Below are 26,480 nucleotides of genomic sequence, written 5' to 3'. Positions count from 1 at the left end.
GGCGCCGCCGCTCGACCGATGTGATTACCTCCGCCCTCGAAATCGTCATAGCGCTTCTCCTAGGATTACCCCTAGGACCTGCAGCGATCCCGCTCATCAGGCAAGGCGGCCCTCAATGGAGGGATACGATGCGCCGCGGCTATCGTGCCTTGCTCCGTCCTGCGTCTCGCAAAAAATCGTGAGGCGAAAATCATTGCTCAACCTGCGAGAGGAGTCCTTTAAAGCATGATCCGGACCCGAAGGGCCGCGTTAGCGCAACGTGTGAAGCGGTTTTCCCTCGCGACAAACGCGGAACGCGTTTGCGTGGAGATCATGCGCAAACAATAACCTAAAGCGCGATGACGATTCATCCTAATCTCATCGCGCTTGAGTGCCATCGTGACCGAACCTGGGATGCAAGTCTTGGCGTGTTGCGGAGCCATCGCTGGGCGCCGCAACACGCAGCGGGTTCATTTCGCTTGCAGTAAGCAAACGTCAGCTCTGACGCCAGACTGGCTGGACTGGGTAGGGCGGCCGAGGTCAAGCCCTCGGACGCGCTGAGGTTCCCTGAAATTTAGCGAGCTCAATTGTAGAAGAGCGGCTTGTGCATTGCCTATGCGCCTGGCGATCGGGCAATTCTGACGAGAGCAAGCGAGCAATCGTTCTGATCTGTGCCGGATACCTCGGCCATCTCTGTCTCAAATCTCGCAAGTGGTTCTCCAATGTCAGTTTTCTTGCGCATGATAGCTGAAGCGGTGTCTCAGATTGCCATCTGAAATGACGAGGTCTGCCCGAGCCGCATGATCTTGCCCCCGCAATGTCATCATGCTGGCACGCCTTCACGAATGGCCTCCCGGCAGCGCATCTCGATCGGCCTTCGAAGCCGTGAGTTCCTCATTCAACTGCGCCGCGATTGAATTTGCCATCCGCGAATTCTCTTCCCTCTTGGTCGCGGCCAGACGTTGCGCTTGTTGAAATACCGAGGGCCCGAAAGCCGACAAGGTGTTTTCCTCAGCTTGCCGACCGCTACTGTCTCGTTCGGCGCCAACAACGGGGATGTCGAATGATCCTCCTGTCTTGCCGTCCAGAAAATCCCAGCAGGTCCGAAACAAGTGGCGATAGCCTTGGGTTGGTTCCGGTCCCCTATCAACGACGCCGGCTTGCTTTGCGAACTGAAGGTCCTGCTCATAACCGAGCTCTATCAAAAGCTCCGTCCCAACCAGGTCGGTCACGACCTGCATCTCTTCGATGCTCAAGTCAGTTTGCCAAGCCTGCACTGAGCGGTCATCGACAGTTTTTCTCTCTAGGATCTTGCGATCCCCGAAAGTGCTGGACCGAAGATAGTCCGTTTGTCCCATCGGGGCCGATGCCGTGTCGGTCGGAGTGTAACCAAGGCCGGCAAGCACGCGCCGAATTTCCTCGTCGGGGTGCGCCACAAGGACCTCGTAATGGACCACCTGCGTCTGAGGTCGACTGCGGTACGCTGCCAACGCGGGCAGGCCCAGAACGAGGTCGGCGAGAGAAGATGCGATTGCGGGCGTGGGCTGGCCCAACGCAATATCGGCGAGACACGATGCGATCGCGGACGGAGAACTTGCGGCCAGGAGAGGGACGTCCCACGTCGATTTCAGTGATGCGGCAATAGCGTAGGGGTTGCGCATGAGAACGAGTCGCGGTGCCTCCGGATAGAGGGAATCCAAGAAGTCGAGCACCGTCCAATAGCGCGGCGTCTTGTCTATCAAGGTGCGCTTGCCTGCAGCGGCCAAATACCGGCCATAAGCCGCATCGGCAAAAGCGCGGGTAACGATCGTTCGATCTATTCGTCCCAAGAACTCCGAGGTTGCGGTGTGAACCAGTGATGCGCCGGCTGGGTGACGGTGGTCGACTTTACCGAAGGCCTCAAGAGCCAACATGAGCCAGGGCTCAGGCGGAGCCAAAATATCCGGGTGCCGCTGAAGCAAATGCGCTAGCAGCGTCGTGCCCGAGCGCGGAAGACCGAGAAGAAAGCACAGCGCAGGCGAATGGCTTACATCGTGGTTCATCATTCAACATCCCATCCTTGGCCAGACCGAGCGTCCGTCCTGAACCCTTCGTCCGGTCGAAAGAAACATCGCCAGCAATGGCGATCCCGATGGGTTTCAACCATCCCCATCCTGAAGTGACGTGTTATCCGCGAGGATGACATCATGCCGCGACAAACATCCGATCACATTGTGGTCGCGCTCTGGCGTCTTCGCTGCATGATCCCCACTGCGCGCTTCGGATCGACGCAAGCGCGGCACGTCCGATTAAGGCATTGCGTACAGAAATTGCTGGTTGTTCAGCGTTGTTGCGGACAGATTGCATCTTGTACCGCTCCCAATCGCAGCGGATCTCGAAGACGAGCCTATCAATGTTGCGCACGATCTGGGTGCCATGAATTCAAACCATTTAGCCAGCCACGGCACGGGTCCTGCAATCTGCTGCGACCAATTCCTTGCGAGGCCAGAGCTCCCGAGCATCGCTTAGTCGCAGGGAGCTAAGCGGTATAGAGAACCTCGGAAAACCCATGCCGTGGTTTATTGGAAATAGGCGGCTACGCGACAGGGGAAGTCCGTCGCTTCGAGCCGGCACGATGCCGTTCACGTCGCCAGCCAAAGAAGACGGTCGCAATGGGCAGGTGTCGGCCGATGCTCGCCGCAAACGTTAGAGTGCTTCCCAGAAGCCTTGGCAAAGATGATAATCGGTCCATTTCGGTGTTTGCCAACCTGACCCGCATTATCCGCCACGCTTGAGATCGGCGGAAATCAATAGTTTTGATCGAACACATCCAGAGCGTGGATTGATGCCGTATCGTTCAACGACCCCCGTATCTGAAAGAGACACGGCAATCAGTTCTGTGCGCGTTATCCAGTCAAGCTGCCGCTCGATACAGCTTTCGATACTGGCGCAGACGCCCTATATCGTCCGTGGCGTACAATCGCGCGCCGCCCACCGGGACCTCTGTTCATTTACCCCAGCGCCGCGAAGGTTTGAGGTTGATGCTGCGAGCCGTCGAAGGACACATCGATGCTGACCGCGCCATCTCACAATTGGTGTTCGACCTCGAACGATTCCTCAGCGCGCCTCTAAACCCACGAACGACCCAGCTGACTATCGCTTCGCGTAGCCTGTTTGGTGCTGAGGTGCGGAGATCGACGGAAAGTGCTCTGCCTGTCATCTCGCAAGGAACGGAGCAGGGGTGCCGAAAATCATCCCCACATCTTCGGCATCCCCTTAAGTGCTTCTACTCCGCCATCATGCTCGTCGGCGCGCGATCAGACGCGCGAGCCCTCCAGATGAGCACGGAGCCTCTCAAATGCCCGATCCGACCGCCGGCTTGCCGCCGCGATACTTACGAACCCCCGAAGCGGCACGCTTTCTCGGCTTGTCTGGCCGAACTTTGGAAAAGCATCGCACCTATGGCACCGGGCCGATCTATCGCAAGCTCGGTGGGCGCGTTGTTTATGCACTCGAAGACCTAAAAGCCTGGGTGGACCGCGGAGCAAAGAAATCAACCAGCGATCCCGGCATCGGCACGGTCTTGCCTGCAAAGCGGCATGCACCCCTTCCGTATGCCGGCAAGGAGCGGCGCTGATCCCATGTCGAACGAAACATGCTCTGCATATAGGCAACGTCACTCGGAGCGCGGTCAACTCAGATTTGTTTCGCTCATCGCCCGGCGATCTCATGCCGCGCGATGCGCGAAACCTGACGGCATATCCGCTCTTCTCACCGGAAAAGTCGAAACGGATTGTGCCGGCCTTCCTCCGTGCCGGGACAAGCATGATTCGTGTGGAGCCTGTGCCGGAACATGGCATGGAGCCGATTTGGGATGCGGACGTTGTGATCTGGACCGCTTTGCAGATTATCGAGGCTCGAGAAGCCGGCTTGAAACCATCCGGATTGATGAAACGACCTCATACAAGGTCATCACCTACATAGATCGCGGCACCAGCGGGCGCGACTGCGAACGTCAAGGCCGCACTCGACCGGCTGCAATCAGTAACGGTCATGAATTCGATTCGCCAGCTGACCGAGCGCCGACGGCATCGCTTCTCCGGATCAACAAATGGAAGGAAACGGCAGATATGCACCGCTATCCTTGCGGAATCGAGCTGATCTTGCCGGATTGGATCTACACGAGGGGTCTCGATGATGCCCTCGTGTTGACGATCGACCGCGCCAATTTCGATTTGACTGGCGGATTTGAACGCTGGCTCTTTCGCCCCGTGCGAAATATGGCTGCCGTCAAACGTGCGGCTGGAGCTTTGATACACCTCCAGGTCAAGTCGGGCGGCCGATCCTCGCTCAAGCACTTTGCTTACGACCTGGGCCAGTTCGTCCCTCGACAGACTTCACCCGCGTATCGGCTTGTCATTACGCCTGACACAGACGGCGTGGAGGGATCGAACTTCGCGCCACTTCAGGTCCGTCCCCTTTGCAGAAAGGCTGCGAAGGTGCGGGCGCATCTCAAAGCCGGAGGAAAGCCTGTGAATTGCATCGTGCTATCACGGACCAGAATTTTCGTACCATCGGCGACTGCACCTTCGTACTATCGGGAACGGAAATCACTGCCAGGGGTTTGCTGTGCAATCGTTTTCCGCTCTCCTAACTCTGCTAATCCCCAATCCCTCGGATCGCTTAGAACGGGTCAGATCCGTTCGTCTGCGATCGGCAAGGTAACAACCGCCGCGAAAATTCAGGCGCGGCGCCGGCCTCCAGCTCACGACGGCCACTCAGCTGCAGCCAACGTTATTACTGCCATTTGCCGAAAGATAAGCGCCTGTTGGCGCGGACCAGAGACGTCTGTGAACAAAGGAAGCGTCAGATGAGCGATGTCACAACTGTCGAACTCTTGTGGGTCGAAGGGCGGTTCGAGAACCGAATTCGGTTCGGCCGACCCGTATCGGAAAAGATCATTGACCGCCACCGCCGCGTTCTGTCATTCGCAACCGGCAGTATTTTCGCATTCGTACGCTGGACGTCCAACGAGTTTGGAACCGTTCTGTCCCGCATCGACATCTTGCGCGCCGCAGCGCCCCGGCAGCGATATTCGACCGTCCCTTGGGTCAATCCCGGCGGGGAGAGCCTGATGCGATTGTCAGGTTGGACAAGGGTCGAGCGCGCACTGCAATTGATCGATGCGGTGGAGGCACTTGATATCAATCCTGCAGATGCAGCGCCAGAGTACTGGCATCACGTTCACAACCGTCTCTCTGTCAATGAAAGCCCGCGAAGCTACACCCGTGCGCGCCATCAGGCTTGGCTACGACGCCGAACACGCGAGCTCTGATGGGACGGCTATCAATTATGCTTGCGATCTGCGGATCGGCAGCTCTGGCGCTGGGCTCGGACAGAGAGGCGCCGCCATCGTACATCTGGAACGCTTCAGACAGTGTTCCGATCGGCTTCTATCGTCTGCAACCAGCGCGACAATTGACTGTCACTGAACTCGTGGCGGTTCGACCGCCCGAGCCACTTGCGAGCTTCCTGGACTTGAACGGTTATCTGCCGACCGGTGTTCCCATGCTCAAGCGCGTCCTGGCGCTGCCGGGACAAACCGTTTGCAGAACCGGCCTCGTCATCTCCGTCGACAAAATCGAGATGGGACTGGCGCGGGAGCGCGATGCACGTGGCCGGCCGCTGCCGGTTTGGCTCGGATGCCACCTCATAGCGCCAGACGAAGTCTTTCTCATGAACTGGCAGTCGACGGACTCCTTTGATGGCCGCTACTTCGGGCCAATTCCAGCATCCGCGGTGATCGGACAAGTGCTCCCCGTGTGGACAAAGGAAGACTGATCTTGCTGAGCATGCTTTGTGGATATGCAATACCGCCGGTCGATGGATCGCCGCACCTTCGCTCCGTCCCGGCCAGATTCTTGAAGACGATCGTGCGCGGTGCATGTCTACGATGGCCTCGCACGCAGCGGCCGAACCCGCTACCCGTCGCCTTCGCGAGCGCAAACGGCTGCGTTTCAATCCCTACCATGGCAGTCTGCCTCTTGGGAGCTGTGCTTGTCCTCGAATTGCACTCGAAAGCTTGGGCTGAGACCGCAATCCCGGCCCTCGGCTCCCATTCGCTCAGCTCCCTGGGTGTCGATCCATATACCGCCTTCGTCGCCGAAGCTTCCCGCCGATTTGCGATCCCGGAGCACTGGATCCGTGCTGTCGCGCGGGTCGAGAGCAGCGGAAACGTGGGCGCCGTATCCTCTCGGGGAGCCTTGGGCCTGATGCAAATCATGCCTCAGACCTGGGTCGACGTGAGTATTCGCTACAAGCTCGGTGCCGACCCCTTTGACCCCCGCGACAACATTTTCGCAGGCTCGGCCTACCTTCGCGAGATGCTCGACCGGTTTGGATCGGAAGGGTTTCTCGCAGCTTACAACGCCGGTCCAGAGCGGTACGAGGCGCATCTGGCTACGGGGCGACCACTACCTCGGGAAACGCAGGTTTACGTCGCCAGGCTCAAAGGATTGATCGGCATTAAACAGGACGAGGTTGCGACTTTGGCCGCCCGACGCACTCTTCCGTGGCAGCAGGCAGCCCTATTCTTTGATCGCTCCGACGGCGCGTCGGTCAATGCCAGATCGACATCGGTTCTGCATTCGATGAACAGCCCGAAAGATCTCTCGAACCTGGCAATGCTTGCCTTCGTACCTGACGCGACCAAGCTCTTTGTGCAGCGATCAACCGAAGCGGACCCCCGATGATCGCAATCGCATTTCGTCGCGTGTTGTCGAAGTTTGTCGCGCGTTGGAGAGTGCTGGGGAGGGAGCAGGGGCTAGTCGATCGCGGATGGCAGGATAAAAGCCGCAAGGTGCGGGCGGTCGGTCGGGTGAGAATTGCCAGTAAATTCAGATACGCTCCAAACATTGCGATGATCCGGCACAACTTGTCATTCTTGTCACGACACTGTTTCGGCTCGGCTTTCTGCACATTGTGGGGACAAAGATGACCCGTAACGATGATTTTCGTGTCCGCCCAGGCCAAATACGTTCGACGCGCTGGCCGCGGGCAAAGCCCTTCCTGGCGCAAGCGCTCCAAGCCGCGCAGAAGGCCGGCGGTCTGTCACGTCGTGCCGGCAGTCGTGGCGGCCGGTTTGGGCGTGGGCGCGCTGCGACCCTTAGCGCCAACCGGCTCCTGCAAGATCGCGGCCGCGGTGCCATGGTCAAGGCGCGTGTCGTGCGGCGGATGCGCTCGCCAGGCAGCCTGCGGGCCCATATCGGTTACCTGCGGCGTGACGGCGTCACCCGCGACGGATCGCGTGGCGAACTATTCGATGCTGCCGGAGATGGCGCGGATGGCCGAGGCTTTGCCGAGCGCTGCGAGAACGATCGGCATCATTTCCGCTTCATCGTCTCGCCGGATGACGCCGGCGAGCTGGGAAGTTTACGCAGCTTTACGCGCGAGTTGATGGATCAGGCCTCACGCGATCTCGGTACACGGCTTGACTGGGTCGCCATCGACCATTGGAACACTGAGCATCCGCATATCCACATCCTTGTGCGCGGCCGCGCCGATGATGGCTCCGACCTTGTGATCAGCCGCGATTATATCAGTAAAGGCCTGCGGGCCCGCGCAAGTGATCTCGTCACGCGCGAGCTTGGTCCCCGATCGGAGCTTGAGGTTCGGCGCGGCCTTGAGGCAGAGGTTGCGGCCGAACGCTGGACGCGGCTCGACCGCGCGCTTGCTCGGGAAGCGGGACGGACGGACGGGGTGATCGATCTGCGGCCAGAACGCGGCGGCGGGTCCGACCCATTGCGCGAGATCCGGATTGGCCGGATGCGGACGCTCGAGCGGCTGGGGCTCGCTGAGCCCGCCGGTCCCGCGCGTTGGGTTCTCGCCCCCGATACGGAGCTGCGCTTGCGTGCGCTTTCAGAACGCGGCGATATCATCAAACGGCTGCACAAGACACTCGCAAAGGATGGCGCATCTCGTGCGCTATCCTCCTGGGCGCTCGAAGGGGAACGTCATGGGGAGCCTGTCATCGGCCGCCTTATCGCCCGCGGGCTCGATGATGAGCTCAAGGGATCGGCGTTCGCCGTTGTCGACGGGATCGACGGGCGTGTGCATCATCTCAGGCTCCGCGACATCGATGCCGCCGGTGATGGTCCGCTTGGCGGTATTGTCGAACTGCGTCGCTTCGAGGATACGAAGGGCCGGCAGCGGATCGCGCTTGCCGTCCGCTCAGATCTTAATCTCGACCAGCAGGTGGCTTCGGAAGGGGCGACCTGGCTCGATCGGCGCCTGGTCGCTCGTGAGCCCGTCGCTCTTGCGCGCGGCGGATTCGGCGCCGAGGTCCGGACCGCGCTCGATCGCCGGATCGATGCGCTGGTAGAGCAGGGGCTTGCCCGCCGGGATGGCGACAAAGTCACATTAGGCCGCAACCTGATTGGCACTCTGCGCAAGCGTGAGCTCGATACCGTGGGCCGGCGCTTGGCCTCCGAAACAGGGCTGGCGCATGTACCCGCCGAGACGGGAGAGTCCATTTCCGGGGTTTACCGCCAGAGGATCTCGCTCGCCTCCGGTCGCTTTGCCATGATCGACAACGGGCTAGGCTTCCAGCTCGTGCCCTGGACACCGTCGCTCGAGCGTGAGCTGGGCAAGCAGGTCAGCGGCATCGCAGGTCCCGGCGGGGTCGACTGGAGTTTTGGGCGCAAGCGCGACCTTTCGCTCTGACCCGCCGATCTCTTCGCCATGCTGCGCGACACCGCGACCTCGACAGGATTGCCGTTGAATGGCGCCCTCGCGGCGCACATCAATTCTGGTCATGCCCGCGACGAAGATTCTTTGGGGTCAACTGCTCTTTGTCTCGATGGTCGTGCTCGCGTTCCTCTGGGCGGCCACCGAATGGACGGCTTGGCGTCTGGCTTTCCAGCCGCAGCTCGGGCCCGCCTGGTTCATGATCGCGGGCTGGCCTATCTACCAACCGGCTGCCTTCTTCCTTTGGTGGTTCGAGTTCGACGCCTACGCGCCTGTCATCTTCGTCAAGGGCGCGTGCATCGCCGCAAGCGGCGGGATCGCATCGGTCGGCGTCGCCATCTTCCTTTCGGTGTGGCGGGCAAAGGAAGCTCAGCATGTGACAACATATGGGTCGTCCCGTTGGGCGGATGCACGGGAGGTTCGCCGTGCGGGACTTCTGGGGCAAGATGGCGTCGTGCTAGGTCGTTTTGAGGGCCGCTACCTCCGGCACGATGGACCCGAGCATGTCTTGTGCTTCGCGCCGACCCGTTCCGGCAAAGGCGTCGGCCTTGTCATTCCGACACTGCTGACCTGGCCGAACTCCACGATTGTTCACGACATCAAGGGGGAGAACTTCCAGCTGACCTCCGGATGGCGCGCCCGCTTTGGGCCAGTGCTGCTCTTTGACCCGACCAATCCGGCGAGCGCGGCCTACAACCCACTGCTCGAGATTCGCCGAGGCGACTGCGAGGTCCGCGACGCCCAGAACATCGCCGACATTCTCGTCGATCCCGAAGGCGCGCTCGAGCGTCGCAATCACTGGGAGAAGACCAGCCATTCCCTGCTGGTCGGGGCCATTCTCCACGTCCTCTACGCGGAACCAGACAAGACGCTTGCCGGCGTTGCCAACTTCCTGTCGGACCCGTTGCGCCCGATCGAAACGACCCTGAACGCGATGTTGGCGACGCCCCATCTGGGAGAGCGTGTCCATCCGGTCGTGGCTTCGGCGGCGCGCGAACTCCTCAACAAGAGTGAAAATGAACGTTCCGGCGTGCTGTCGACCACGATGAGCTTCCTGGGGCTCTACCGGGACCCCGTGGTTGCCCGGGTCACGGGGCGGAGCGACTGGTGCATTTGCGATCTTGTCGACGGACCCAAACCGATCTCGCTTTACCTTGTGGTGCCACCGTCCGACATCGCCCGGACAAAGCCCCTGATGCGGCTCGTGCTCAACCAGATCGGGCGGCGGCTAACCGAGAGCCTCGATACCGACGGGAGGCGGCAGAAGCTGCTCCTGATGCTTGATGAGTTCGCAGCCCTCGGCCGGCTCGACTTCTTCGAGAGCCAGCTCGCCTTCATGGCAGGCTATGGCATCCGCAGCTTTCTGATCACCCAGAGCCTGAACCAGCTCGAGCGCGCCTATGGGGCAAACCACGCGATCCTCGACAATTGCCATATCCGCGTTGCCTTCTCGACCAACGACGAGCGCACGGCCAAACGCGTGTCGGACGCGCTCGGAACCGCAACCGAAATGCGCGCGATGAAGAACTATGCCGGGCATCGGCTCTCGCCATGGCTTGGCCACCTGATGGTCAGCCGCCAGGAAACATCGCGTCCGCTGCTCACACCCGGGGAAGTCATGCAGCTCTCGCCCAGCGAGGCCATTGTGATGGTCTCGGGCGTGCATCCCGTGCGCGCCCACAAGGTCCGCTACTACGAAGATCCGCAGTTCCAAAGCCGGATATTAGGCCCGTCGCGCAACGTTCCAGCCGGCTTGGTCTCACAGCCCGACGATTGGTTGCGCCGCACACCGATTCCGCCCTCGATCGATCTGCTTACCGCGTTAAAGCGTAACGTCCGCGATGGAAATGGCGGCATTCGACGCGAGCCCGAACTGCCTCAGCAGGAGGAGGTCGTGATCACAGCGCCGCGCGCCGATAACGAATTCGATGCCATGCTCGATGATGACGATGCTGATGCCGCGCAAGTGACGGCCGTGAACCGCTCGATGCAGGGGCTCGCACGTTCGGTCAGCCTCGACCCGGACGATAAGATGGGCCTTTGAGGGGCTGAGATGAAGAAGGCCCAGCTCAGCATCTACCTCGATCCAGAGATCTTTCGCAGCCTTGAGGTATTCGCAAAACGTCAGGACAAGCCCAAGTCGCTGGTTGCCGAGGCTGCCATTGCCTCCTTCCTGTCTCCTGATGAGTCCGAGCGACAGGAGGCAGCGATAGCCAAGCGGCTCGACCGGATCGTGCGTGTGCTTGAGCGCCTTGAGCGTAATGACGGTGTGACACTGGAAACGATTGCCCTGTTCGTCCGCTTCTGGTTGACAGCAACTCCGGCATTGCCGGAGCAGTCGAGCCCTGCAGCGCGCGCCAAAGGCGCTGAACGCTACGATCGCTTTGTTGAAGCGCTCGGTCGGCGGCTCTCCAGCGGATCGAATGTTCTTAAGGAAGTCAGTCTCGAATCGTATGAAGCGGGAAGCCTTGATCCGAGACAAGACAAAGCCGGTCCGACCTGATCGAGCCGCACTTTTTCTCATGCTACGCCAGACTGCGACCGTCATCGTCAATCTGTTGAAGCACTCTCGATGATGTCCTTCTGTCATTCGTGTCAGGTGCAATCACGTCATCGATCTCGGCACGGGCGTCCACCACGTGCTAGGAAAACCACAGGCCACCGTAGGCGCGAGTCGTGGAAATAGGCGCCGATCTAACAGTCTCAAGCAATCCGGGTGAGTCGTTGCTTCTAGAGGAGCGGTTCGATCGCCAGATCAGGGCATTCGGAGAGGAGGGACAGGCGCGTATCGTGCAAGTGATGGTCGGTGTGGTCGGCCTCGGTGGAACTGGCGAAAGCTCCAGCTTGGTGCCGAGCCGCCTACGCCAGTGGCTGAGGTCGCTTCGCTCGTCCGGAAACTCGCGCCGGAAGAACGCCTCACCGGCAAGTGCTGGAAATACTGGTCGTAGACCCGGCGCTAGTACACGCCCTCATCGGACAAGCCGTAGATGTGCTTGAGCAGCAGCCTGATGACCAACCGGCTCTCAATCCCCGGCCGGCCCCTCTCGTTGTAGAGCGGTGCTATCTCGCGATCGATCCAATCCCAGCCAGTGCGACGAAAGTGACATTGCGGTCCAGCTAATCGCTTCGTTGAACTATGATGGTTTGCATATACGACAGGCCGACCAGATCCCCCGCAGAGAAGACCGCTCCTATTGCAGCCAGGAAGAACGGGCGAGCGATCGGTGAAACAGGGAGATCAAGAGCCCTAAGGGGGACGCTGTGATGCAGAACACTACGGCCATGGAGGCCGCTGCGCTCGAGCAGCATCATGAGAGATTTGTGGGTAAAGTGGTGAAGCTGATGCGAACTATAGAGGCGATTGAAACCGACAGGCACGCCTAGGCGCCATGCCAGCCGGCTTGCGCGGTAGAGCAGACTTCCGTCATCGGGCGTCGTTACAAAAGCGAAGCCACCGGGATTGCAGAGGTCGTGAATTTTCTTTGCAAATCCCGCGACGTCAGGCACGTGCGCGATCGAGGCCAAACTTACAACTGCGTCAAATGTTCCGAGTTGAAGACCAAGAACGTCGCCGGAGTAGAATTCGATCTTGTCTCGCGCTTGATTTTGGGAAATGTCGACGCCTGCGAGGCGGATATGCGGTCGCTTTGCTCTTAAGTAGTCCAAGAATTGTCCGCGCCCGCAACCTATGTCGATGACGGACTGTACTTGAGAAGGTATCCGCCGTTCGATCCATTCGAACAATTTGTAATACGGGTTGGCGAACCAGTTGCGATGGGCTTCCGCATAGTAGTGGGCAGAAAAGCCTTCAAACCCGCGAACGCTTTCAGGGTCGCTGAAAGCGTGCGTGCAATTGCTGCAGCGAAAGATCCGGGCTTCTGGATGTTTATACGCATAGCAGGCTCGTGCAGCACAGATCGGGCACGCAAGAAAGTCGCGGGCGTTGGATCCAGTCAATGAGGGAGCGGCCGAGCCTATTTCGGTATGCACAGCTTCAATTCACCTTCAACTCTGAAAAATGTAACGTCATCTCGATCCCCCAAAGCGGCCTGCATGTTTCGTCTATTTGCACCCCATTCGCCATCGAGGTTCGACTCTTTCCAGCATGGACAGGCGGTTGGAATGGCCAGGTGGATAGGCAGCAGTCAGAGCGACGGGGGGGCGAACGTAGCGGCGGCGACATAGTCCGCCTGCACGGCCATAAAGGAGGCCATGACACTGGCTTGGTCAAGATGATGCGGGCCATTCGGGTCGATGAGTACCCATACCTTGCCCAGATCGCGCAATTCTCAAGTCCGAGCGCTTCCACCGCAACTACGTTACTGCCGGCATACGGCGCCAGCGGCCATGCTTTACCAAAGTGCGCTTCGGGGCTGGCCGATGGTCCGGCCAGCCATGGTAGACCGAGCGCTCGCATCTCGAGCACAAACAGCAGGCCTGGCGAGCGGTCAGAGAGATCGACCAAGGGGGGACCGACTTCGAGGCCGGCCGCACGAGCCAGGACTCCGGCGTTGGCCAGATAGTCGTACAAGGTGCTCAGGAAGGCAACGACCGCGAGCATCCATAACAGTGCGGCCTTCGAACTGCCCCCCCAGTAGTTGACATTGGAGCCCAGCGCGGACATGTGCGACGAGACCAAAACGGTTAGCGCTAGAGCGATGGGGGCGGGAGTCTGGGTACGCAGAACCAATCCCTCACGACAGAACATCGCGCCAAGGCATGTGAAGGCCGGCACCAGGAATAGCGTGGAGAGCTTGATGCTGATCGGATCGGTCCCCAGCAGCGCAATCGCAATTGTTACGATCAACAACGCAGCGAGAGCAAGTGATGGTAGTAGCTTGTACGCAGCACCCATCAGAATGCTGAGCAGAAGGGCTGTTAACAGAGTGATCGCGAATTGCGAACGACTGATTTCGAGCCAGTCGATTCGAAACATGAGAGACATCTCGTGCCCGGCACTCAGCGGGGTTTCCAAGTTAGCGCTGTTGACCATACGGGTCACCAGCCCGGTGATGCCGCCGTCGATCACGTAAGCGGCAACGATCACTAAAGCGAGAGCGACCAGCACCGTGCCAAGCATGGGCAGCAGCGACGTTCGCCGCAAAACGAACAAAGTCCAATCGAGCAAAACCGACAACTTCCTTCCGTTTGAAAAGCGGTCATCTCTTGACATAGCCCCTACCTGCCAGCCTCGTAGAGGAGACCCATTCCAATGGATATCAGCCTAAAGGTGCTTCTAACTGACCTGAGCTACGCCGTCTCCTCCAAGAATTGGTAGAGTCCGTTACGTCGCGGGGAGATGAACTGAAGCCGAGCCGATTTACGAAAAAGCGGATCATCGAGAATCTTGACGGGCGCAAGAAGGCGAGGCGAAGACGGCCGACATGTGGGGTGAATTCGAGGCCGTTGTCGAACCTGAACGTCGCGCAGATCGCGCCTTCAGTTTCGGCTTGCAATCGAGCGTCGCATATTTGGTCACACCGGCATCCATCGCGCGCTTCGTTCCGGCGTGTCGAAATCAGGTTCGCCCGTCGCGAGAACGACCCGGGCCCAAAGCGAAACGTAAAACGCCGTCGCGTTGTGACTCTGCTCTCTACCATGAACGCAATTTCGTCGAGCGATCTTCAATTTTGCATGATCGCAAGAACCCGCTATTTCTCGAATCCGACTGAGTGCCGAACACTGGGGTGTCCTCGTGTCATTAATCGAGCGTTGTAAGCTCAATGAGGTCGAGGTGCTTCCAAGCTAGCCAGTCCCCTTTGGTGGCCTGAGAACGACCTCAAGGGAGCTCTGAAATGGTAACCGTTGGAGCGGCGACGAAGCGCTGGCAATTCGATCGATTCGTCATGGCCGCACCCGATTAGTCGTTCGTTAAGAAGCCGGATTGAGCTTTGCGGGACAGGCGAGCGTTCGCCATAGGAGTAGGCGCAAGAACTCCCTGAGCCAGGCGAGGATGCGGCGCAAGTTGTGGCCAACGGCTGAGAGGATGACGTTGGCGGCATCGCCGGCACGGCCTTTGAGGTAACAGCGGCCGAGATGACCTTCTGCTTTCATGTGTCCGATGATGGGCTCGATGGCGGAGCGGCGGCGCAGCTCGCGCTTGATGACGCCGAAGACGCCGCGTTTCTGGCCGGAGATGAAGACGCGACGTGGATTTTGAGCGTCGTGGCCGCGGTACCCCTTGTCGACATAGGCCCGCTCGATCGGACAGCCAGTGAGGGTCTCGGTGCGATCGATGACGCCGCGCAAGGTGTGACCGTCGTACGGGTTGTCGGGCATCGCGCTGGCGTGCAGCACGAACAGGCCGCCGGGGGCCTGGCGGTTGTTGGTGACGATGGAGGCCTTCACACCGATCTATGGACCACGCCCGCATTGCAAGAGGAATCGACAATAGGATGAAGCGGTTTGCGCCAATCTATCCGGCTTCGATTTGAGGCTGTCGCCCCGAGCCATTATGGATATCCGCCCACTTCTGTCCTCAATAACTCGCCGGCCTCAAGGAGGGCCATGGCGTGAACCAGGCTTCAGAAGTGTCGGTGGAACCGTTTCTCCATTCGTCCTTTCCGTCTCGCAAACCTCGGCGGGATAATGTGCTATTCCCGATCGGATTCTGGATCTTCCCTCCTTCCCGGGTTGGACGTCTTACGCGGCGTGGCCCAGGAAGCTCGCTTGGTAGTCACGGCCTTTTGCGAGCATGCTCCAGGCCATCCGCGCAAGTTTTGCGGACAAGGCGACAACCAGTACATTCGAGTGGAGCCGCTTCGATGCTGCCTCCAGCCAGGCTCCGAAGCCGTGCCTGGTCCAGGTTTGGCGCTGCAGCAGTACGGCTCTGGCTCCCTGAATGAACAGTGTTCGTAGATAGCGGTTGCCGCGTCTTGATATGCGACCGAGAATGGTTCGATCGCCGGTCGAGATTTGTTTAGGTACCAGACCAAGCCATGCCGCAAAGTCGCGCCCCTTCTGAAAAGCATCACCAGTTCCGATCGCGGCGATCATCGCGCTTGAGATGATTGGCCCGACGCCCGGCGCACTCATCAAGCGGCGACAATGCGCATCTTGCTCCGCGATCTCGTTGATCTCCTTGGTGACTAACGCGACGCGACGGTCGAGATAACGCCAGTCCTCGGCCAAGTCCTGGATGAGCCGAACCACCCGAGGTGACAAGCTTTCCGAAGATGTTGATAGGATTTGGGGGAGCGCCAATCGGAGTGCTGCCGCTCCCTGCCGCACTGGTAGCCCTCGCTCAAGCAAAAAGCCTCGGATTTGATTGATGACCGCCGTTCTCTGCGTCACCAATCGACTGCGAACTCTGTGGAGTGCCTGTAAATCGAGTTGTTCGGCCGACTTCACTGGGACGAACCGCATTGTCGGCCGCTGAACGGCCTCGGCGATCGCTTCAGCATCCCGAAAATCATTCTTGTGACCCTTGAGGTATGGCTTGACGTACTGTGCCGGCAACAGCCGTACTTGATGGCCCAATTTCTCGAGCTTGCGACCCAGATGATGTGCGCCTGCACACGCCTCCATTCCGATCAGACAACGCGGAACATTGGCCAGCGACTGGTCAAGCTGATTTCTCGACCGCTTCTTGCGTAGCGTGATTGCGCCCTTGGCATCGAGACCAACGACATGGAATGTGTTCTTCCCGAGATCGATACCGATTGTGACAATGTTTGTATTCGACATGGCTTGCGCTCCTGCTGCTGCCCCGCCGGGCTCCACGTTGCCGCTGAGAGCGGGCGTGGTCCATGCCATTAACTCGTAAGGTGCAGCGGCCTTGCCCTTGCCGATGCACTCCACCTCCGGGGCATGGAAAGAATAGAGCTTCCAGCCGCGTTGGCGCTGCTGCTGCGAGCGGATCTGGCTGGCTCGGCCAAGGGGGAGTGCGAACGCCTCTTCCAGTGCTGGCTGGTCCTCGATCTTGCGACGGATGTCGCGGATGATCCGGCCCAGCCGGCTCCGCAGGATACGCAACTGCCGCTGATGCCGCCCGAATTGTTTGGCATGAGCGTAGCGACCCGCCATCATCGCGGCTGCCTTGGCCACGCGAGAATAGGATTGCCGCAGCCTGACGCCGTGCTGTCTCGCCAGGCGGTTGAGACCCCTGATGGCCGCATGCAAGAGCTTGGCATCAGTCGGAAAGGTGATGGCCTTCGGTTGCACCGTGGTGTCGACCGTGACGCGCTTGAGGTCCTGGCCGCGTAACGCGCCGGCCGCGTGCGCCACCCGCAGGCTCTCGGCCAGCAGCAGCTCCAGCTTGTCGCCGAGCCGCTTGCGCCAATGGCTCAGGTCCGAGCGCTCGTGCGGGAAGGTGTGCTGGAAGAACTCTTCGCCGGTGAAGAACTGGAAATACGGATCGTGGACCCAGCGCTCGCACACCCCCTCATCGGACAGCCCGTAAATGTGCTTGAGCAGCAAAAGCCCGATCATGAAGCGGGTCTCGATCCCGGGCCGGCCGTTCTCGCTGTAGAGCGGAGCGATCTCGCTATCGATCCAGTCCCAATCGACCTTGCCGGCGAGCAGAACCAGTTCGTGCTTCATGTTGATGATCTGGTCCAACCGCGCCCGGAACAGGTCATTCGATCCCGTGGTCTTGTGCTTCTTCGGCCGCATCGTCTTCTCCGATGCACCACAGAATCATGGCCCGCAGCAAAAGGAAATCCAAAAACCAATTTGCAGGGTTTGGAAGCCTCAAGCCCCAAATCCCTGCAATCTCAATCGCCTCCAAAACCCGAAAACAGACTCCCGCTCAATCGCTTAGAGCCTTGTTCACGGCCGACAGATTAGTCGTCGCTGCTGGAATAGAGTGAAGGACGAGACGAGAGCTTACAAAACCAGAAAGTGTTATGATTCCCGCTCCGATCAGAAACTAGTGAATGGCAATATGCTCATGGTGACAGATGATGATACCGCTGGTCCGGCGGACAGCTCGCAGAAATCGACAATTTGGACATTCTTGCCCACCGAGATCCAAGGGTTGGTATGAGGGACGCGCGGTCTGAAATCCGGACGCTATCGCCGGCAGATGAAACTCCCATGCGCTCAATCTGGTCGCGGCTTAGTATGGTCACGTGAAGGTTGCTGTACGATATTGATGATGCGCTGCTGCTCGTCCGGCTCCAGAGCCGGGTAGATTGGTAGGCAAAGGACTTGGTGGGAAGCCTTGACTGCCACGGGCAAGTTCGCGCGCCGTGCCGAAGCCAAACCACGATACATGGGAAACTCCGAGAGAATAGGATAAAAATACCGCCGTGCGTAAATTCCGCGAGCCTTTAGCAGGTCGTAGAGCTCGTCGCGGCTTAAGGGATAATCTGGCTGCACCAGTATGGGGAAATAAGCGTAATTCGCCACGGCTTCCCTAGCGTGGTTTAAGCAACGAATGCCTTTCACCGCCGCGAATTGCTCGCGGTAAGCGGCGTCGATCGCTTTCCGGCGCGTCAAGGCCCGATCGATATGCCGTAACTGTAGCAAACCAAGGGCTGCGTTGAACTCGCTCATCTTGCCGTTGATACCAGGTGCCACCACCGTTACCTCGTCTACAAAACCGAAATTCTTCAAGTGATCGATACGCCGTTTTGTTTTTGCGTCGGGACAGACAATTGCGCCCCCCTCAAAGGTGTTGAACACCTTGGTGGCGTGGAAGCTCAACACTGAAAGGTCGCCGTAGTTAAGGATACTTCCGTGCACATCTTTGATCGCAAAGGCATGAGCAGCATCATAAATTACTTTCAAATTATGAATATCAGCAATCTTCTCAATGGATTCCACGTCGCATGGGTGGCCGTACACATGCACGGGCAAGATAGCCGTGGTGTAATGTGTGATCGCGGCCTCGATCCTATTTGGATCGAGGTTGAGCGTATTTGGATCGATGTCGACAAACACCGGTTTAACTCGATTCCAAAGCAAGGAATGCGCGGTGGCAACAAACGTATACGGAGTCGTGATGACTTCGCCTGTGATACGCAAGGCCTGCAACGCAGTTACGAGCGCAATTGTGCCGTTGGCGAATAGGGCCAGGTGCCTGACACCGAGGTATTCACACAACGCATGCTCAAAAAGCTGATGATAATGCCCAGAGTTCGTGAGAAGCTTGCTTTCCCAGATCTTCCGCAGGTAGGGCACGAATTCTTCCAGCGCCGGAAGGCAAGGCTGAGTAACGAAAATGGGTTTATGAGCCATAGCACGTTGCCACCATTGATGCTCTGATGCCTCTTCCGGAAATGCCGACCACTTCCCACAATCTAGATCGTCCATCGCAGGCATACCTAGTGACATGTATGGATCTCCTTGCGCGTTTTCCAACGCGTAGAGATCCCCGCGCTTACGCTCAAGTTACGCGAGACATGGTGCCCCTCTGCGCAACCGCCTTGTCGGAGGTCCAGTTGATGGGCAGTTCTTCCGAAAGGTGGACGTCGAGGATGTGCTTATTCACCACGATCACCCCGCCGCCGATCAGAATCATGGACCAAAGCCCATCGTGGTCCATCACAGCATGGCATGGGTCTTCATCTCGGTCCGCCTTGTCGATCGAGCGCGCCACTACGTTGAAGAATAGCTCCAGGCGCCGGATCGCATCTGGATCGCCGACGATGGCCAGCGCGCGCCGCTTCTCCACGATGTTGGCAGTAGCTATGAAGCTATTTGCGGGAATGATCGCTTCGTCGCTAGACCCGGTCCAATCGCGAGCAGGACGGCTAGCGAGCGGTTGCCGACCGTCTCGGCATCCGCTGGGGTTAGCTGGTGCCGGCAGAAATTCGATCCTCATGGTTTTGGCTCATTTTAAGCGAACCGGCTGACGTCGAGTGTTTCGAGTATCTTGACCAACTCCTCATGGAAATGCCGCTTGGGCCGCCAGCCGAGCGCCCGCAGCCTGGTGTCATCCATGCTGTAGCGCGCGTCCTGGCCCGATCGGTCCTCGACCGACATCCAGGCCTTTTCTTCCGGCAGGTCGAGAACCTCGGCGATGCGCCGCAGCACCTCGATATTGCGGAGTTCTATTCCGCCGCCGGCATTGTAGATGACGTTGCGCGCGCCCTTCTCGATTACTGCCAATACGGCATCGACCGTGTCCTCCACGTGGAGCCAGGAGCGTACGTAGCTACCGTCGCCGTGCATGATGGCGGGCCGACCGCGTTTCATGCGCCAGCTGCTCTTGGGAATCAACTTCTCTGGAAACTGGTGCATGCCGTAATTATTGGCGGGCCTGATGGTATTCCAAGACATGTTGTAGGTGCGACCCCAGCTGGTTATGAGCATGTCGGCTGACGCCTTTGTCGCCGCATAGGGGTTGGACGGGATCAGCATGTCCTGTTCTGAGTGCTGCCCTTCGCGGATGGCGCCGTACACCTCATCAGTGCTGATTTGCACAAACAGTGGCCGCTCATTGCGCGGCTTATGGCGGGCTAGCTCCAGCAAGTTCTGCACCCCGAACATGTTCGTTGTGCCGAACTTGTGGGCGTTCATAATCGAGTTATCGACGTGGCTTTCGGCAGCAAAGTTGACGATCACATCGCACTCAGGAAGAAAGTCGAGCTTACGGATGTCCGCCTGCGTGAAACGATAATTTGGGTAGGCCTCGAACTCTTGCTTAGCCGCGCGGTCCGCTGCGTAGTTGACGACATCGAAGTTTTTGATAACCCGACCTTCGTCGAGACAGCGGCGCACGAAATGTTTGCCAATGAAGCCGAGTCCTCCCGTGACGACTATGATCTCAAACTCATGCGCAGCCTCCAAATGATGTTGCACCGCGGCCGCTCCCGTTCTCGTCACACCAAGATCCCCTTTCTGCAATCGACATCAAGGGCAGAAATAATGCGAGGCAGCGGACGCAAACAAGTTCGCAAAGCACCCGGGCGTAGCCGTCGAACCACGGTCAACATATTCAGACAGTTCGTCTCATATTCCTGCACCTCGTTCACTCGTTGCGACCTCTGGCAATCGTTTCCACAATGAACAATGGTCGATTTTTAGTGCTTAGATATGTCCGCCCAACATATTCGCCTATGATGCTTAAGGCGACCAGCTGACAAAAAGAAACGATGATGATGGAAAGCATGAGACTCGTCCTCCATCCGGGAGCGATCGCTAAGTAAATCCAAGCGTAGAGCGAATATATAGCCAGTCCAACAAATGCAGCGAGCAGGCCGAGGGCAGCAATTGATGAGAACCGCAGCATAATCATTGAATATCCAAGAAACGCATCGATGGCGAGCTTAATCAGTTTGGCGAGAGGATACTTCGTGGAGCCAACATAGCGTTTGTTGCGATCGTACGCGAAGGCGACCTGCTTGAAGCCAATCGACGCGATCATTCCGCGCATGAAACGATCCCGCTCAGGCATTTGCGCAATGATGTCGGCTATCCTCCGAGACACCAACCTGAAGTTGCCCGTATCGACCGGAATCAAAACATCCGTCGAGCGTTTTAGAAGTCGATGAAAACGCTTCGAGGTCCATGTCTTAAACCAGGTCTCCCCAGCACGGCTATTTCGTTGGCCGTACACAACATCAGCTGAGGTCTCTTTCATTCTCTGAAGCATTCGAGCTAGAAGCTCTGGAGGATCCTGTAGGTCCGCATCCATCAGGAGGACAACTCGTCCCCGAACTGCGGCGAGTCCCGCCGTTAGCGCGATTGGTTGGCCGTAGTTGCGTGAAAGTTTGATAGCGACGATGTTTTGATGGGCGGTCAGGCGGACCATGGCCTCCCAAGTTCCGTCAGTGGAGCCATCATCCACCAGAATAAGCTCGTAGCTGTCGTCGACCGCAGTGACGGCGCTATCGCAGCAACGCCGAACTAGCTCGTGGAGCCCCAAGACCTCGTTGTAACAAGGCACGACGATTGACAGTTCTAAGTCGCAAATCCGAGACATTTCCATGGTAGATCCCAAACGCTTAGGGAGCGCGCGCGGTTTAACTCATCGGGTTTCGAACTTCACCCCTCAGGTGTGGTAGGGAGCGCTCGCCTTTACGCCGATCCTAATCCGGATCTAGTGTCGCGAGCCCGGTATCGAAGACCTAGATGATGTTGCGCTGCTGTCCGCTCAGGAGCCGTCATCGCCGCCATCGGCTCGACGCTCTTGCGATCGCATGGCATCATCAGCCCGGTGCAGTAGTCGCGAAGCGGTTTGGCTCGTCCCGCATGTCCGATCACACTCGCAAGGCCCTCAATCTATGCCGAAAAAAGCGACGCTACGTCCCCCGATTGTGTCAGACCTATCTCAGCCGCCCGCATGCTGGAAAGTGAGTCTTCTCAAATATATGATTCCCGTCGACAAGGACCGCGAGACTCTGACTCAGTAAAACTAGGGGCAGGTCGTCCACCAGTCTCGACCGGCAGCGGGTTTGTTTTGCTTAGCCAAAACGAGCCCACGATGTCCAGGCGCCGTGCTCGGACGCACAGGGTCGATCGCGAGATGGCGTCGCTTTGCAGCGCCAAAGGCCGGCGCGGGATTGGGCCCGCTTCGTGATCGGGCTGTTGCTGATCGAGCAAGTTTTGCGGCACGAGCCCTCCGAGTTAGTCACGCGCGCAAGCGGTTCGGCGACTAGCTGGAGCTTATCCTCGCCGAGCTTGAGGGCAGCGCATGAGACCAGCGCGGTGCGGACACGCGAGGCGGATACCACCGTTCAGCCCAAGGTCATCACCTTCCCGACCGATGCTAAGCTCGTTTATGCGGCGATCAACGGTCTCAATCGTCTGGTCTGCAAGCGTGGCCTTCGGCCGTGGCAGTCGTATCTGCGCATCGCCGAGCGAGCGACGATGATGAGCGAGCGCTATGTTCATGCAAAACAGACAGCCTTCTCCGACGGCATCGCAATGTGCCAAGTTTGTGGTGTTAGAGATACAGTCCGTAAGGAGAGGAAGGCATCCATGAAAGAAGTTACCATCGTCGGAGTCGATCTGGCAAAGAACGTTTTTCAACCGCATGGGGCGGCATCCGATGGATCTGTCGTGTTTCGGAGGTAGCTGACGCGTCTGCAGTTTCGTAATTTCATGGAGGGGCACCCACCTGTGTCGTGGCGATGGAGGCCTGCGGCAGCTCCCATTACTGGGCTCGCGAGATGATTCGACTTGGTCACCAGCCGTAATTGATTGCCCCTAGCTATGTCAACGCGTTCATCAAGCGGCAGAAGAATGACGCCGCGGATTGCAGAAGCAATCGTCGAAGCGGCGCTACGTCCGACTATGCGGTTTGTCGCGCCGAAGACCGAGGGACAGCAGTCCCGCTCCATCAGACGCCACAGGCGGCCGATGCCCTGCGGAGCAATGTAGCCGAACTCATACAAGTATGGCGCAATCGTCTTTCGCACCCGGGAACAGTTAGTTAATCAACGCACCGAAGTGGTCAACGCATGACCGAGATCGTCGAGGACGAGACCATGGAGCTACCGGATCTGGTTTGCGAGACATGCCTTGGTTTGCCGGACCAAATTCTCCAGATGACCGGCCGGCTTGAGGCACTGAAGAAGACGATCGACGCGCTGTCCCGGGAAGGAGAAGCATCGCGGCGCTTGCAGACTATGCCCGGGGTCGGTCCTATCGCCGCCCTTGCCGTCGAGACCTTTGCGCCACCGATGGAGACCTTTAAGTGCGGTCGAGATTTCGCGTCCTGGCTCGGGCTAGTGCCACTTCAGAAGTCGACCGGTGGCAAACAACGATTAGGGAAGACCTCGAAGATGGGTCAACGCGACATTCGACGATTGTTCATCCTCGGTGCCACCGCTGTTGTGTAATGGGCCTCTCGAAAGGGCACGCGCGACGGGGCCTGGGTTGTTAGCATTATATCGAGGAAACCGCGTATGCTGGTAGCGCGGGAGTCGGCGTTCGAACGGGCATTTTCGCGCACAGCCAGGAGCAATGCCAGCGCGGATACAAGCTCTATTCCTTCCACGAGTCCCACGTCGAGTGCATCGGCAAGGGCAGGGCTCAGCGCTCCGTGAGTTCGGCATCAAAGCCTCAATCGCAGCCGTAACTCCCGTGACGGCGCCGCTGCGACCGCTTTGGCCGCGGGGACTCCTTGCTGCTCATCCCAGCAACGGGTGCGCCGTTTCAGAACCTGAAGCGTGCCTCGCTCGAGCAGAGTGAAACAGGCATCGGTGGCGGCGTGCCCTCCGGATTTGGCGCGCGGCACATTGTCGAGTTTCCGACGTCGCCGTCCTCAACCAGACGCGGCTGGCATGACAAAATGGAGGTTTAATGCGATGTCGGTCGCATCTCGTCTCGGGTTTGAACGACTGCTTGACCATGATGAAGGCGTCGTTAGGACCAATCGCCAATGTCACCCCGAATGCCGGCCTTTCCGCTGCATCCCGCGGAAGTTCGACTGATCAGTGCAGCGAACATAAAAACGAGAGTGCTACCCTTTGCAGTCTCGCCAACCGCTTGCGCGCGCGATGAACTCGAGATGTCACAATATTCCGAACGTCGAACGAACTGCGCGGGAGAAATTCCGCGACAACCGAGAGTTGGCCGTGCTGCATAAGGCTGCTCCCGTGCCGAAAGGCAGCAGTTCCAGCCGTTCCGTCGAGCGAAATGGAGCTTCCCGGAATCTCTCGAGTATCAAAAGTTTACTACTGCACGCGCGCGGCTCGAGGCCACGTTGGCCAATGTGGTGAACTGCAGCACCCGTTTCCGCAGTTGCGACGTGTCGACGTCTGTGGGCGTGCTGACGACGGCATCCCGACATCGCGGTCGCTACCGGTTGGAAGGAGGGCAGCCATGAGCGGGACTGTATGGATTTGCCGGAGCAGTCGATCGACCTCATCGCGGTCATCACATGACGCTGCTCGCTGGAAAACACCACCATGCATGGGGTCTTTTAGGTCGATAGGGAAGGTTGGGCGTTCAGACGACGCTCGCGTATCGTTTATCGGCATTCCCACGACTGGAAACGGCGCTGCGGCAACAGCCGCATCAGTCGCATGTGCCGCCAAGGGCTGCCTAATTATGCCATTGAAATGCGTAAAGGGCCGCATCGGGCGGCGGCAATCAGGGTTAGAACGCAACGACAATCAAGCAATCAGGTGTGTCGCTCCATACCGCATGCATTTGTTATGGCCCCTTCGCGGCGCCAACTCATGGGCCTCGATCTCGTCGGCACAAGCTGAAGTGCCCCGCGAATGATTTCATCGCCGTCGATCATCCTCAGGTCACAGGCCCACGGCCTTCGCTCTTGGGACTCCGATCGGCATCGTCGCTCTCATCCAATCCTGCCTGACCTGGGAGATGAATCAGCAAGTGCCGTTCGGCGGCTCACGTCGCCAAACCACACTCTTCTCGCAGCGCGAATCGCGGTTCGTGTCCAATTTTTTCGGCGCGACAAAAGCGCGTCGGGTTCAAAACTCCGCCATCTTGGGGCGCCGTGGCGGTTTTCAAAGCGTAACCAGGCGCTTAAGGCGCGCTTAGGCCGCTGGCACGGCTGTTGCTATTGAGATGCAACGCTGTCACGCAGACGTGTAACATGACCGATGCTCTCCTTCGCTTGAACCCGTGCGCCTGGGGAAACGATTGAACGAACACGCCCATGAAAGAACTTCTACGGTTTCCTGCAGTGTACCAAGCTTTTCAGAATGTCGGCGGGTTTTTCGACGCACGTGTCAAATCCATTGCTGAATATCTCCCTCTCAAGTCCGGTGATCGGCTCATCGATATCGGCTGCGGTCCCGGCTACATAGTTGAGCATCTGCCGCGCGGAATCAAATATACCGGTTTCGACATCGATCAGTCCTACATCAATCACGCACGGAAACAGTTCGGCGATCGCGGTACCTTCGAGTGCCGACTATTCGACGAGGCTGTCGCGATGGAATTTGCTGGCGCGGATTATGTGACGATGAACTGCGTCATGCATCATGTCGCAGACGACGACCTCAGGCCAATGATTCCGAATATCAGAGATGTGTTGCGCCCAGGCGGGACGCTCTTCGTGCTCGAACCGTGCTATCGACCAGGACAGAGCGTCTTCGCTAAATGGCTGCTCGACAATGATCGAGGCGATTACATCCGCAACGAAGAGGGATATCGTGCCATCCTCTCCGATATTTTCGCAGAGGTTCGGATGATTATCCGCGAAGACTATACGCGTGTTCCTTGTACTTTCGTGGTTGGGCTCGCCACCAAGGCGGCCGACTGAATTACTTTTCAACCGCGCTGGCATCTAAATAGTTTATAGCGATATTGTCAGATCCATGTTCTGTAGTTATCAAGTGACAAATTTCCTTTCCTCGTTGCGCTTACGACGATAGTAAGTGCCCTGAAAGCGGTCTTCACAATCGCATGTCCCCGAATGCTTTGGGATGGCTCGCGTGACGACGTGTCGATGCCGCTTCCTAGGATGAGGCTACTACGCACTGCTGTGTCGCTGTTCTTCGCGGTGGCAACCGCGATTTGGCACATTCCGTGCCGTTGTCGAGCGGCATCCGATACGAAGCCGCGGAATTGCTCGCTTCCCGACGGCGCCGCCACATAATCTTCGCCCGACACATAGATTGGTAAAGGTTGCTCTTTAGATGCTCGCCCACGAGCGCGACCAGGGCATGTACGCCTTTACGAAAGTCAATCGGCCGCGTCGAAACGAACACGCGCCGTTGTCCGACAAAGGAAATTGTTGGGCGCGACTGACCTGCCACTGCGTATTTCCTCCAAATGGAGTTAGTCTTACTGCGTCACAAACGGTGGTCTGTGGAATGGGCGAACTTGATTGCACAACAAGGGCATCTCGACAACGTTCGGACCAGCCCTTGTTCGAGTCGCCGTCGCATCGTCGTGATCGAATTTGG

17 protein-coding genes and 6 pseudogenes are annotated in these 26,480 nt (G+C 58.5%); 11 read left to right on the top strand and 12 right to left on the bottom strand.

Features of this window, described 5'->3' with window-relative positions:
• Positions 1-818: 818 nt before the first annotated feature.
• Positions 819-2,024, bottom strand: coding sequence for a nodulation protein NoeE (gene noeE / locus ACV1FX_RS39860; RefSeq protein ID WP_473122953.1), 1,206 nt, complete (start codon positions 2,022-2,024; stop codon positions 819-821).
• Between the two features lie 1,292 nt (positions 2,025-3,316).
• Between noeE and ACV1FX_RS39855 the strand changes: the two genes are divergently transcribed.
• The 8 genes and pseudogenes from ACV1FX_RS39855 to ACV1FX_RS39820 all read left to right on the top strand — a co-directional run bounded on the left by ACV1FX_RS39855 (position 3,317) and on the right by ACV1FX_RS39820 (position 11,206).
• On the top strand, positions 3,317-3,595 hold the full coding sequence (locus ACV1FX_RS39855) for a helix-turn-helix transcriptional regulator (RefSeq protein ID WP_473122952.1): 279 nt from the start codon (positions 3,317-3,319) through the stop codon (positions 3,593-3,595).
• A gap of 92 nt (positions 3,596-3,687) precedes the next feature.
• Positions 3,688-4,832, top strand: a pseudogene (locus ACV1FX_RS39850) (replication initiator protein A).
• Complete coding sequence (locus ACV1FX_RS39845) at positions 4,829-5,293, top strand: DUF2840 domain-containing protein (RefSeq protein WP_473122951.1); 465 nt, start codon at positions 4,829-4,831, stop codon at positions 5,291-5,293. Before ACV1FX_RS39850 ends, ACV1FX_RS39845 begins: the two are co-directional and overlap by 4 nt.
• Positions 5,294-5,310: 17 nt before the next feature.
• On the top strand, positions 5,311-5,799 hold the full coding sequence (locus ACV1FX_RS39840) for a S26 family signal peptidase (protein ID WP_473122950.1): 489 nt from the start codon (positions 5,311-5,313) through the stop codon (positions 5,797-5,799).
• Positions 5,800-5,810: 11 nt separating this feature from the next.
• Positions 5,811-6,710 (top strand): lytic transglycosylase domain-containing protein, encoded by a 900-nt coding sequence (locus tag ACV1FX_RS39835; protein WP_473122956.1) that lies wholly within the window; start codon positions 5,811-5,813, stop codon positions 6,708-6,710.
• A gap of 241 nt (positions 6,711-6,951) precedes the next feature.
• Entirely contained in the window at positions 6,952-8,679 is a 1,728-nt protein-coding gene (locus tag ACV1FX_RS39830; RefSeq protein WP_473122949.1) for a relaxase/mobilization nuclease domain-containing protein, read from the top strand.
• Positions 8,680-8,770: 91 nt separating this feature from the next.
• Entirely contained in the window at positions 8,771-10,747 is a 1,977-nt protein-coding gene (locus tag ACV1FX_RS39825; protein WP_473122948.1) for a conjugal transfer protein TraG, read from the top strand.
• A gap of 9 nt (positions 10,748-10,756) precedes the next feature.
• Positions 10,757-11,206: a CopG family transcriptional regulator gene (locus ACV1FX_RS39820; protein ID WP_473122947.1), complete on the top strand. Its 450-nt coding sequence runs from the start codon at positions 10,757-10,759 to the stop codon at positions 11,204-11,206.
• A gap of 331 nt (positions 11,207-11,537) precedes the next feature.
• Here ACV1FX_RS39820 and ACV1FX_RS39815 read toward each other — a convergent pair.
• The 11 genes and pseudogenes from ACV1FX_RS39815 to ACV1FX_RS39765 form a co-directional block, all read right to left on the bottom strand.
• Positions 11,538-11,797 (bottom strand): annotated as a pseudogene (locus tag ACV1FX_RS39815) (transposase); the annotation flags it as partial.
• A gap of 23 nt (positions 11,798-11,820) precedes the next feature.
• Positions 11,821-12,693, bottom strand: a complete 873-nt coding sequence (locus ACV1FX_RS39810; protein ID WP_473122946.1) for a class I SAM-dependent methyltransferase — start codon at positions 12,691-12,693, stop codon at positions 11,821-11,823.
• A 4-nt stretch (positions 12,694-12,697) separates the two neighbouring features.
• Positions 12,698-13,840: a hypothetical protein gene (locus tag ACV1FX_RS39805; RefSeq protein WP_473122945.1), complete on the bottom strand. Its 1,143-nt coding sequence runs from the start codon at positions 13,838-13,840 to the stop codon at positions 12,698-12,700.
• 734 nt (positions 13,841-14,574) lie between these two features.
• Positions 14,575-15,054 (bottom strand): annotated as a pseudogene (locus tag ACV1FX_RS39800) (transposase); the annotation flags it as partial.
• Positions 15,055-15,345: 291 nt separating this feature from the next.
• A complete protein-coding gene (locus tag ACV1FX_RS39795; protein WP_473122955.1) occupies positions 15,346-16,389 on the bottom strand; it encodes an IS110 family RNA-guided transposase in 1,044 nt (347 codons plus the stop codon).
• Between the two features lie 21 nt (positions 16,390-16,410).
• Positions 16,411-17,316 (bottom strand): annotated as a pseudogene (locus ACV1FX_RS39790) (IS5 family transposase); the annotation flags it as partial.
• Between the two features lie 429 nt (positions 17,317-17,745).
• Positions 17,746-18,885, bottom strand: coding sequence for a DegT/DnrJ/EryC1/StrS family aminotransferase (locus ACV1FX_RS39785; RefSeq protein ID WP_473122954.1), 1,140 nt, complete (start codon positions 18,883-18,885; stop codon positions 17,746-17,748).
• A 148-nt stretch (positions 18,886-19,033) separates the two neighbouring features.
• The gene (locus ACV1FX_RS39780) at positions 19,034-19,471 is read right to left on the bottom strand and encodes a DUF269 domain-containing protein (protein WP_473122944.1); all 438 of its coding nucleotides are present in this window, start codon (positions 19,469-19,471) and stop codon (positions 19,034-19,036) included.
• A gap of 14 nt (positions 19,472-19,485) precedes the next feature.
• On the bottom strand, positions 19,486-20,451 hold the full coding sequence (locus tag ACV1FX_RS39775) for a dTDP-glucose 4,6-dehydratase (RefSeq protein ID WP_473122943.1): 966 nt from the start codon (positions 20,449-20,451) through the stop codon (positions 19,486-19,488).
• 169 nt (positions 20,452-20,620) lie between these two features.
• Entirely contained in the window at positions 20,621-21,580 is a 960-nt protein-coding gene (locus ACV1FX_RS39770; RefSeq protein WP_473122942.1) for a glycosyltransferase family 2 protein, read from the bottom strand.
• Positions 21,581-21,726: 146 nt separating this feature from the next.
• Positions 21,727-21,873: pseudogene (locus tag ACV1FX_RS39765) on the bottom strand (IS701 family transposase); the annotation flags it as partial.
• Positions 21,874-22,105: 232 nt separating this feature from the next.
• On the opposite strand from ACV1FX_RS39765, the pseudogene ACV1FX_RS39760 reads away from it, so the two are divergent.
• The 3 genes and pseudogenes from ACV1FX_RS39760 to ACV1FX_RS39750 all read left to right on the top strand — a co-directional run.
• A pseudogene (locus tag ACV1FX_RS39760) lies at positions 22,106-22,494 on the top strand (IS5/IS1182 family transposase); the annotation flags it as partial.
• 560 nt (positions 22,495-23,054) lie between these two features.
• Positions 23,055-23,435, top strand: a complete 381-nt coding sequence (locus ACV1FX_RS39755; protein WP_473122941.1) for a transposase — start codon at positions 23,055-23,057, stop codon at positions 23,433-23,435.
• Positions 23,436-25,225: 1,790 nt separating this feature from the next.
• On the top strand, positions 25,226-25,834 hold the full coding sequence (locus ACV1FX_RS39750) for a class I SAM-dependent methyltransferase (protein ID WP_473122940.1): 609 nt from the start codon (positions 25,226-25,228) through the stop codon (positions 25,832-25,834).
• The last annotated feature ends 646 nt before the right edge of the window (positions 25,835-26,480 follow it).

It is taken from the genome of Bradyrhizobium ingae (assembly GCF_055791185.1).
This window is presented reverse-complemented; position numbering and strand designations above follow the sequence as displayed.

Coding starts and splice junctions, on each gene's coding strand:
- noeE (WP_473122953.1), bottom strand. CDS start 2,024: ATGATGAACCACGATGTAAGCCATTCGCCTGCGCTGTGCTTTCTTCTC.
- ACV1FX_RS39855 (WP_473122952.1), top strand. CDS start 3,317: ATGCCCGATCCGACCGCCGGCTTGCCGCCGCGATACTTACGAACCCCC.
- ACV1FX_RS39845 (WP_473122951.1), top strand. CDS start 4,829: ATGAGCGATGTCACAACTGTCGAACTCTTGTGGGTCGAAGGGCGGTTC.
- ACV1FX_RS39840 (WP_473122950.1), top strand. CDS start 5,311: ATGCTTGCGATCTGCGGATCGGCAGCTCTGGCGCTGGGCTCGGACAGA.
- ACV1FX_RS39835 (WP_473122956.1), top strand. CDS start 5,811: ATGCTTTGTGGATATGCAATACCGCCGGTCGATGGATCGCCGCACCTT.
- ACV1FX_RS39830 (WP_473122949.1), top strand. CDS start 6,952: ATGACCCGTAACGATGATTTTCGTGTCCGCCCAGGCCAAATACGTTCG.
- ACV1FX_RS39825 (WP_473122948.1), top strand. CDS start 8,771: ATGCCCGCGACGAAGATTCTTTGGGGTCAACTGCTCTTTGTCTCGATG.
- ACV1FX_RS39820 (WP_473122947.1), top strand. CDS start 10,757: ATGAAGAAGGCCCAGCTCAGCATCTACCTCGATCCAGAGATCTTTCGC.
- ACV1FX_RS39795 (WP_473122955.1), bottom strand. CDS start 16,389: ATGTCGAATACAAACATTGTCACAATCGGTATCGATCTCGGGAAGAAC.
- ACV1FX_RS39785 (WP_473122954.1), bottom strand. CDS start 18,885: ATGGCTCATAAACCCATTTTCGTTACTCAGCCTTGCCTTCCGGCGCTG.
- ACV1FX_RS39780 (WP_473122944.1), bottom strand. CDS start 19,471: ATGAGGATCGAATTTCTGCCGGCACCAGCTAACCCCAGCGGATGCCGA.
- ACV1FX_RS39770 (WP_473122942.1), bottom strand. CDS start 21,580: ATGGAAATGTCTCGGATTTGCGACTTAGAACTGTCAATCGTCGTGCCT.
- ACV1FX_RS39755 (WP_473122941.1), top strand. CDS start 23,055: ATGACCGAGATCGTCGAGGACGAGACCATGGAGCTACCGGATCTGGTT.
- ACV1FX_RS39750 (WP_473122940.1), top strand. CDS start 25,226: ATGAAAGAACTTCTACGGTTTCCTGCAGTGTACCAAGCTTTTCAGAAT.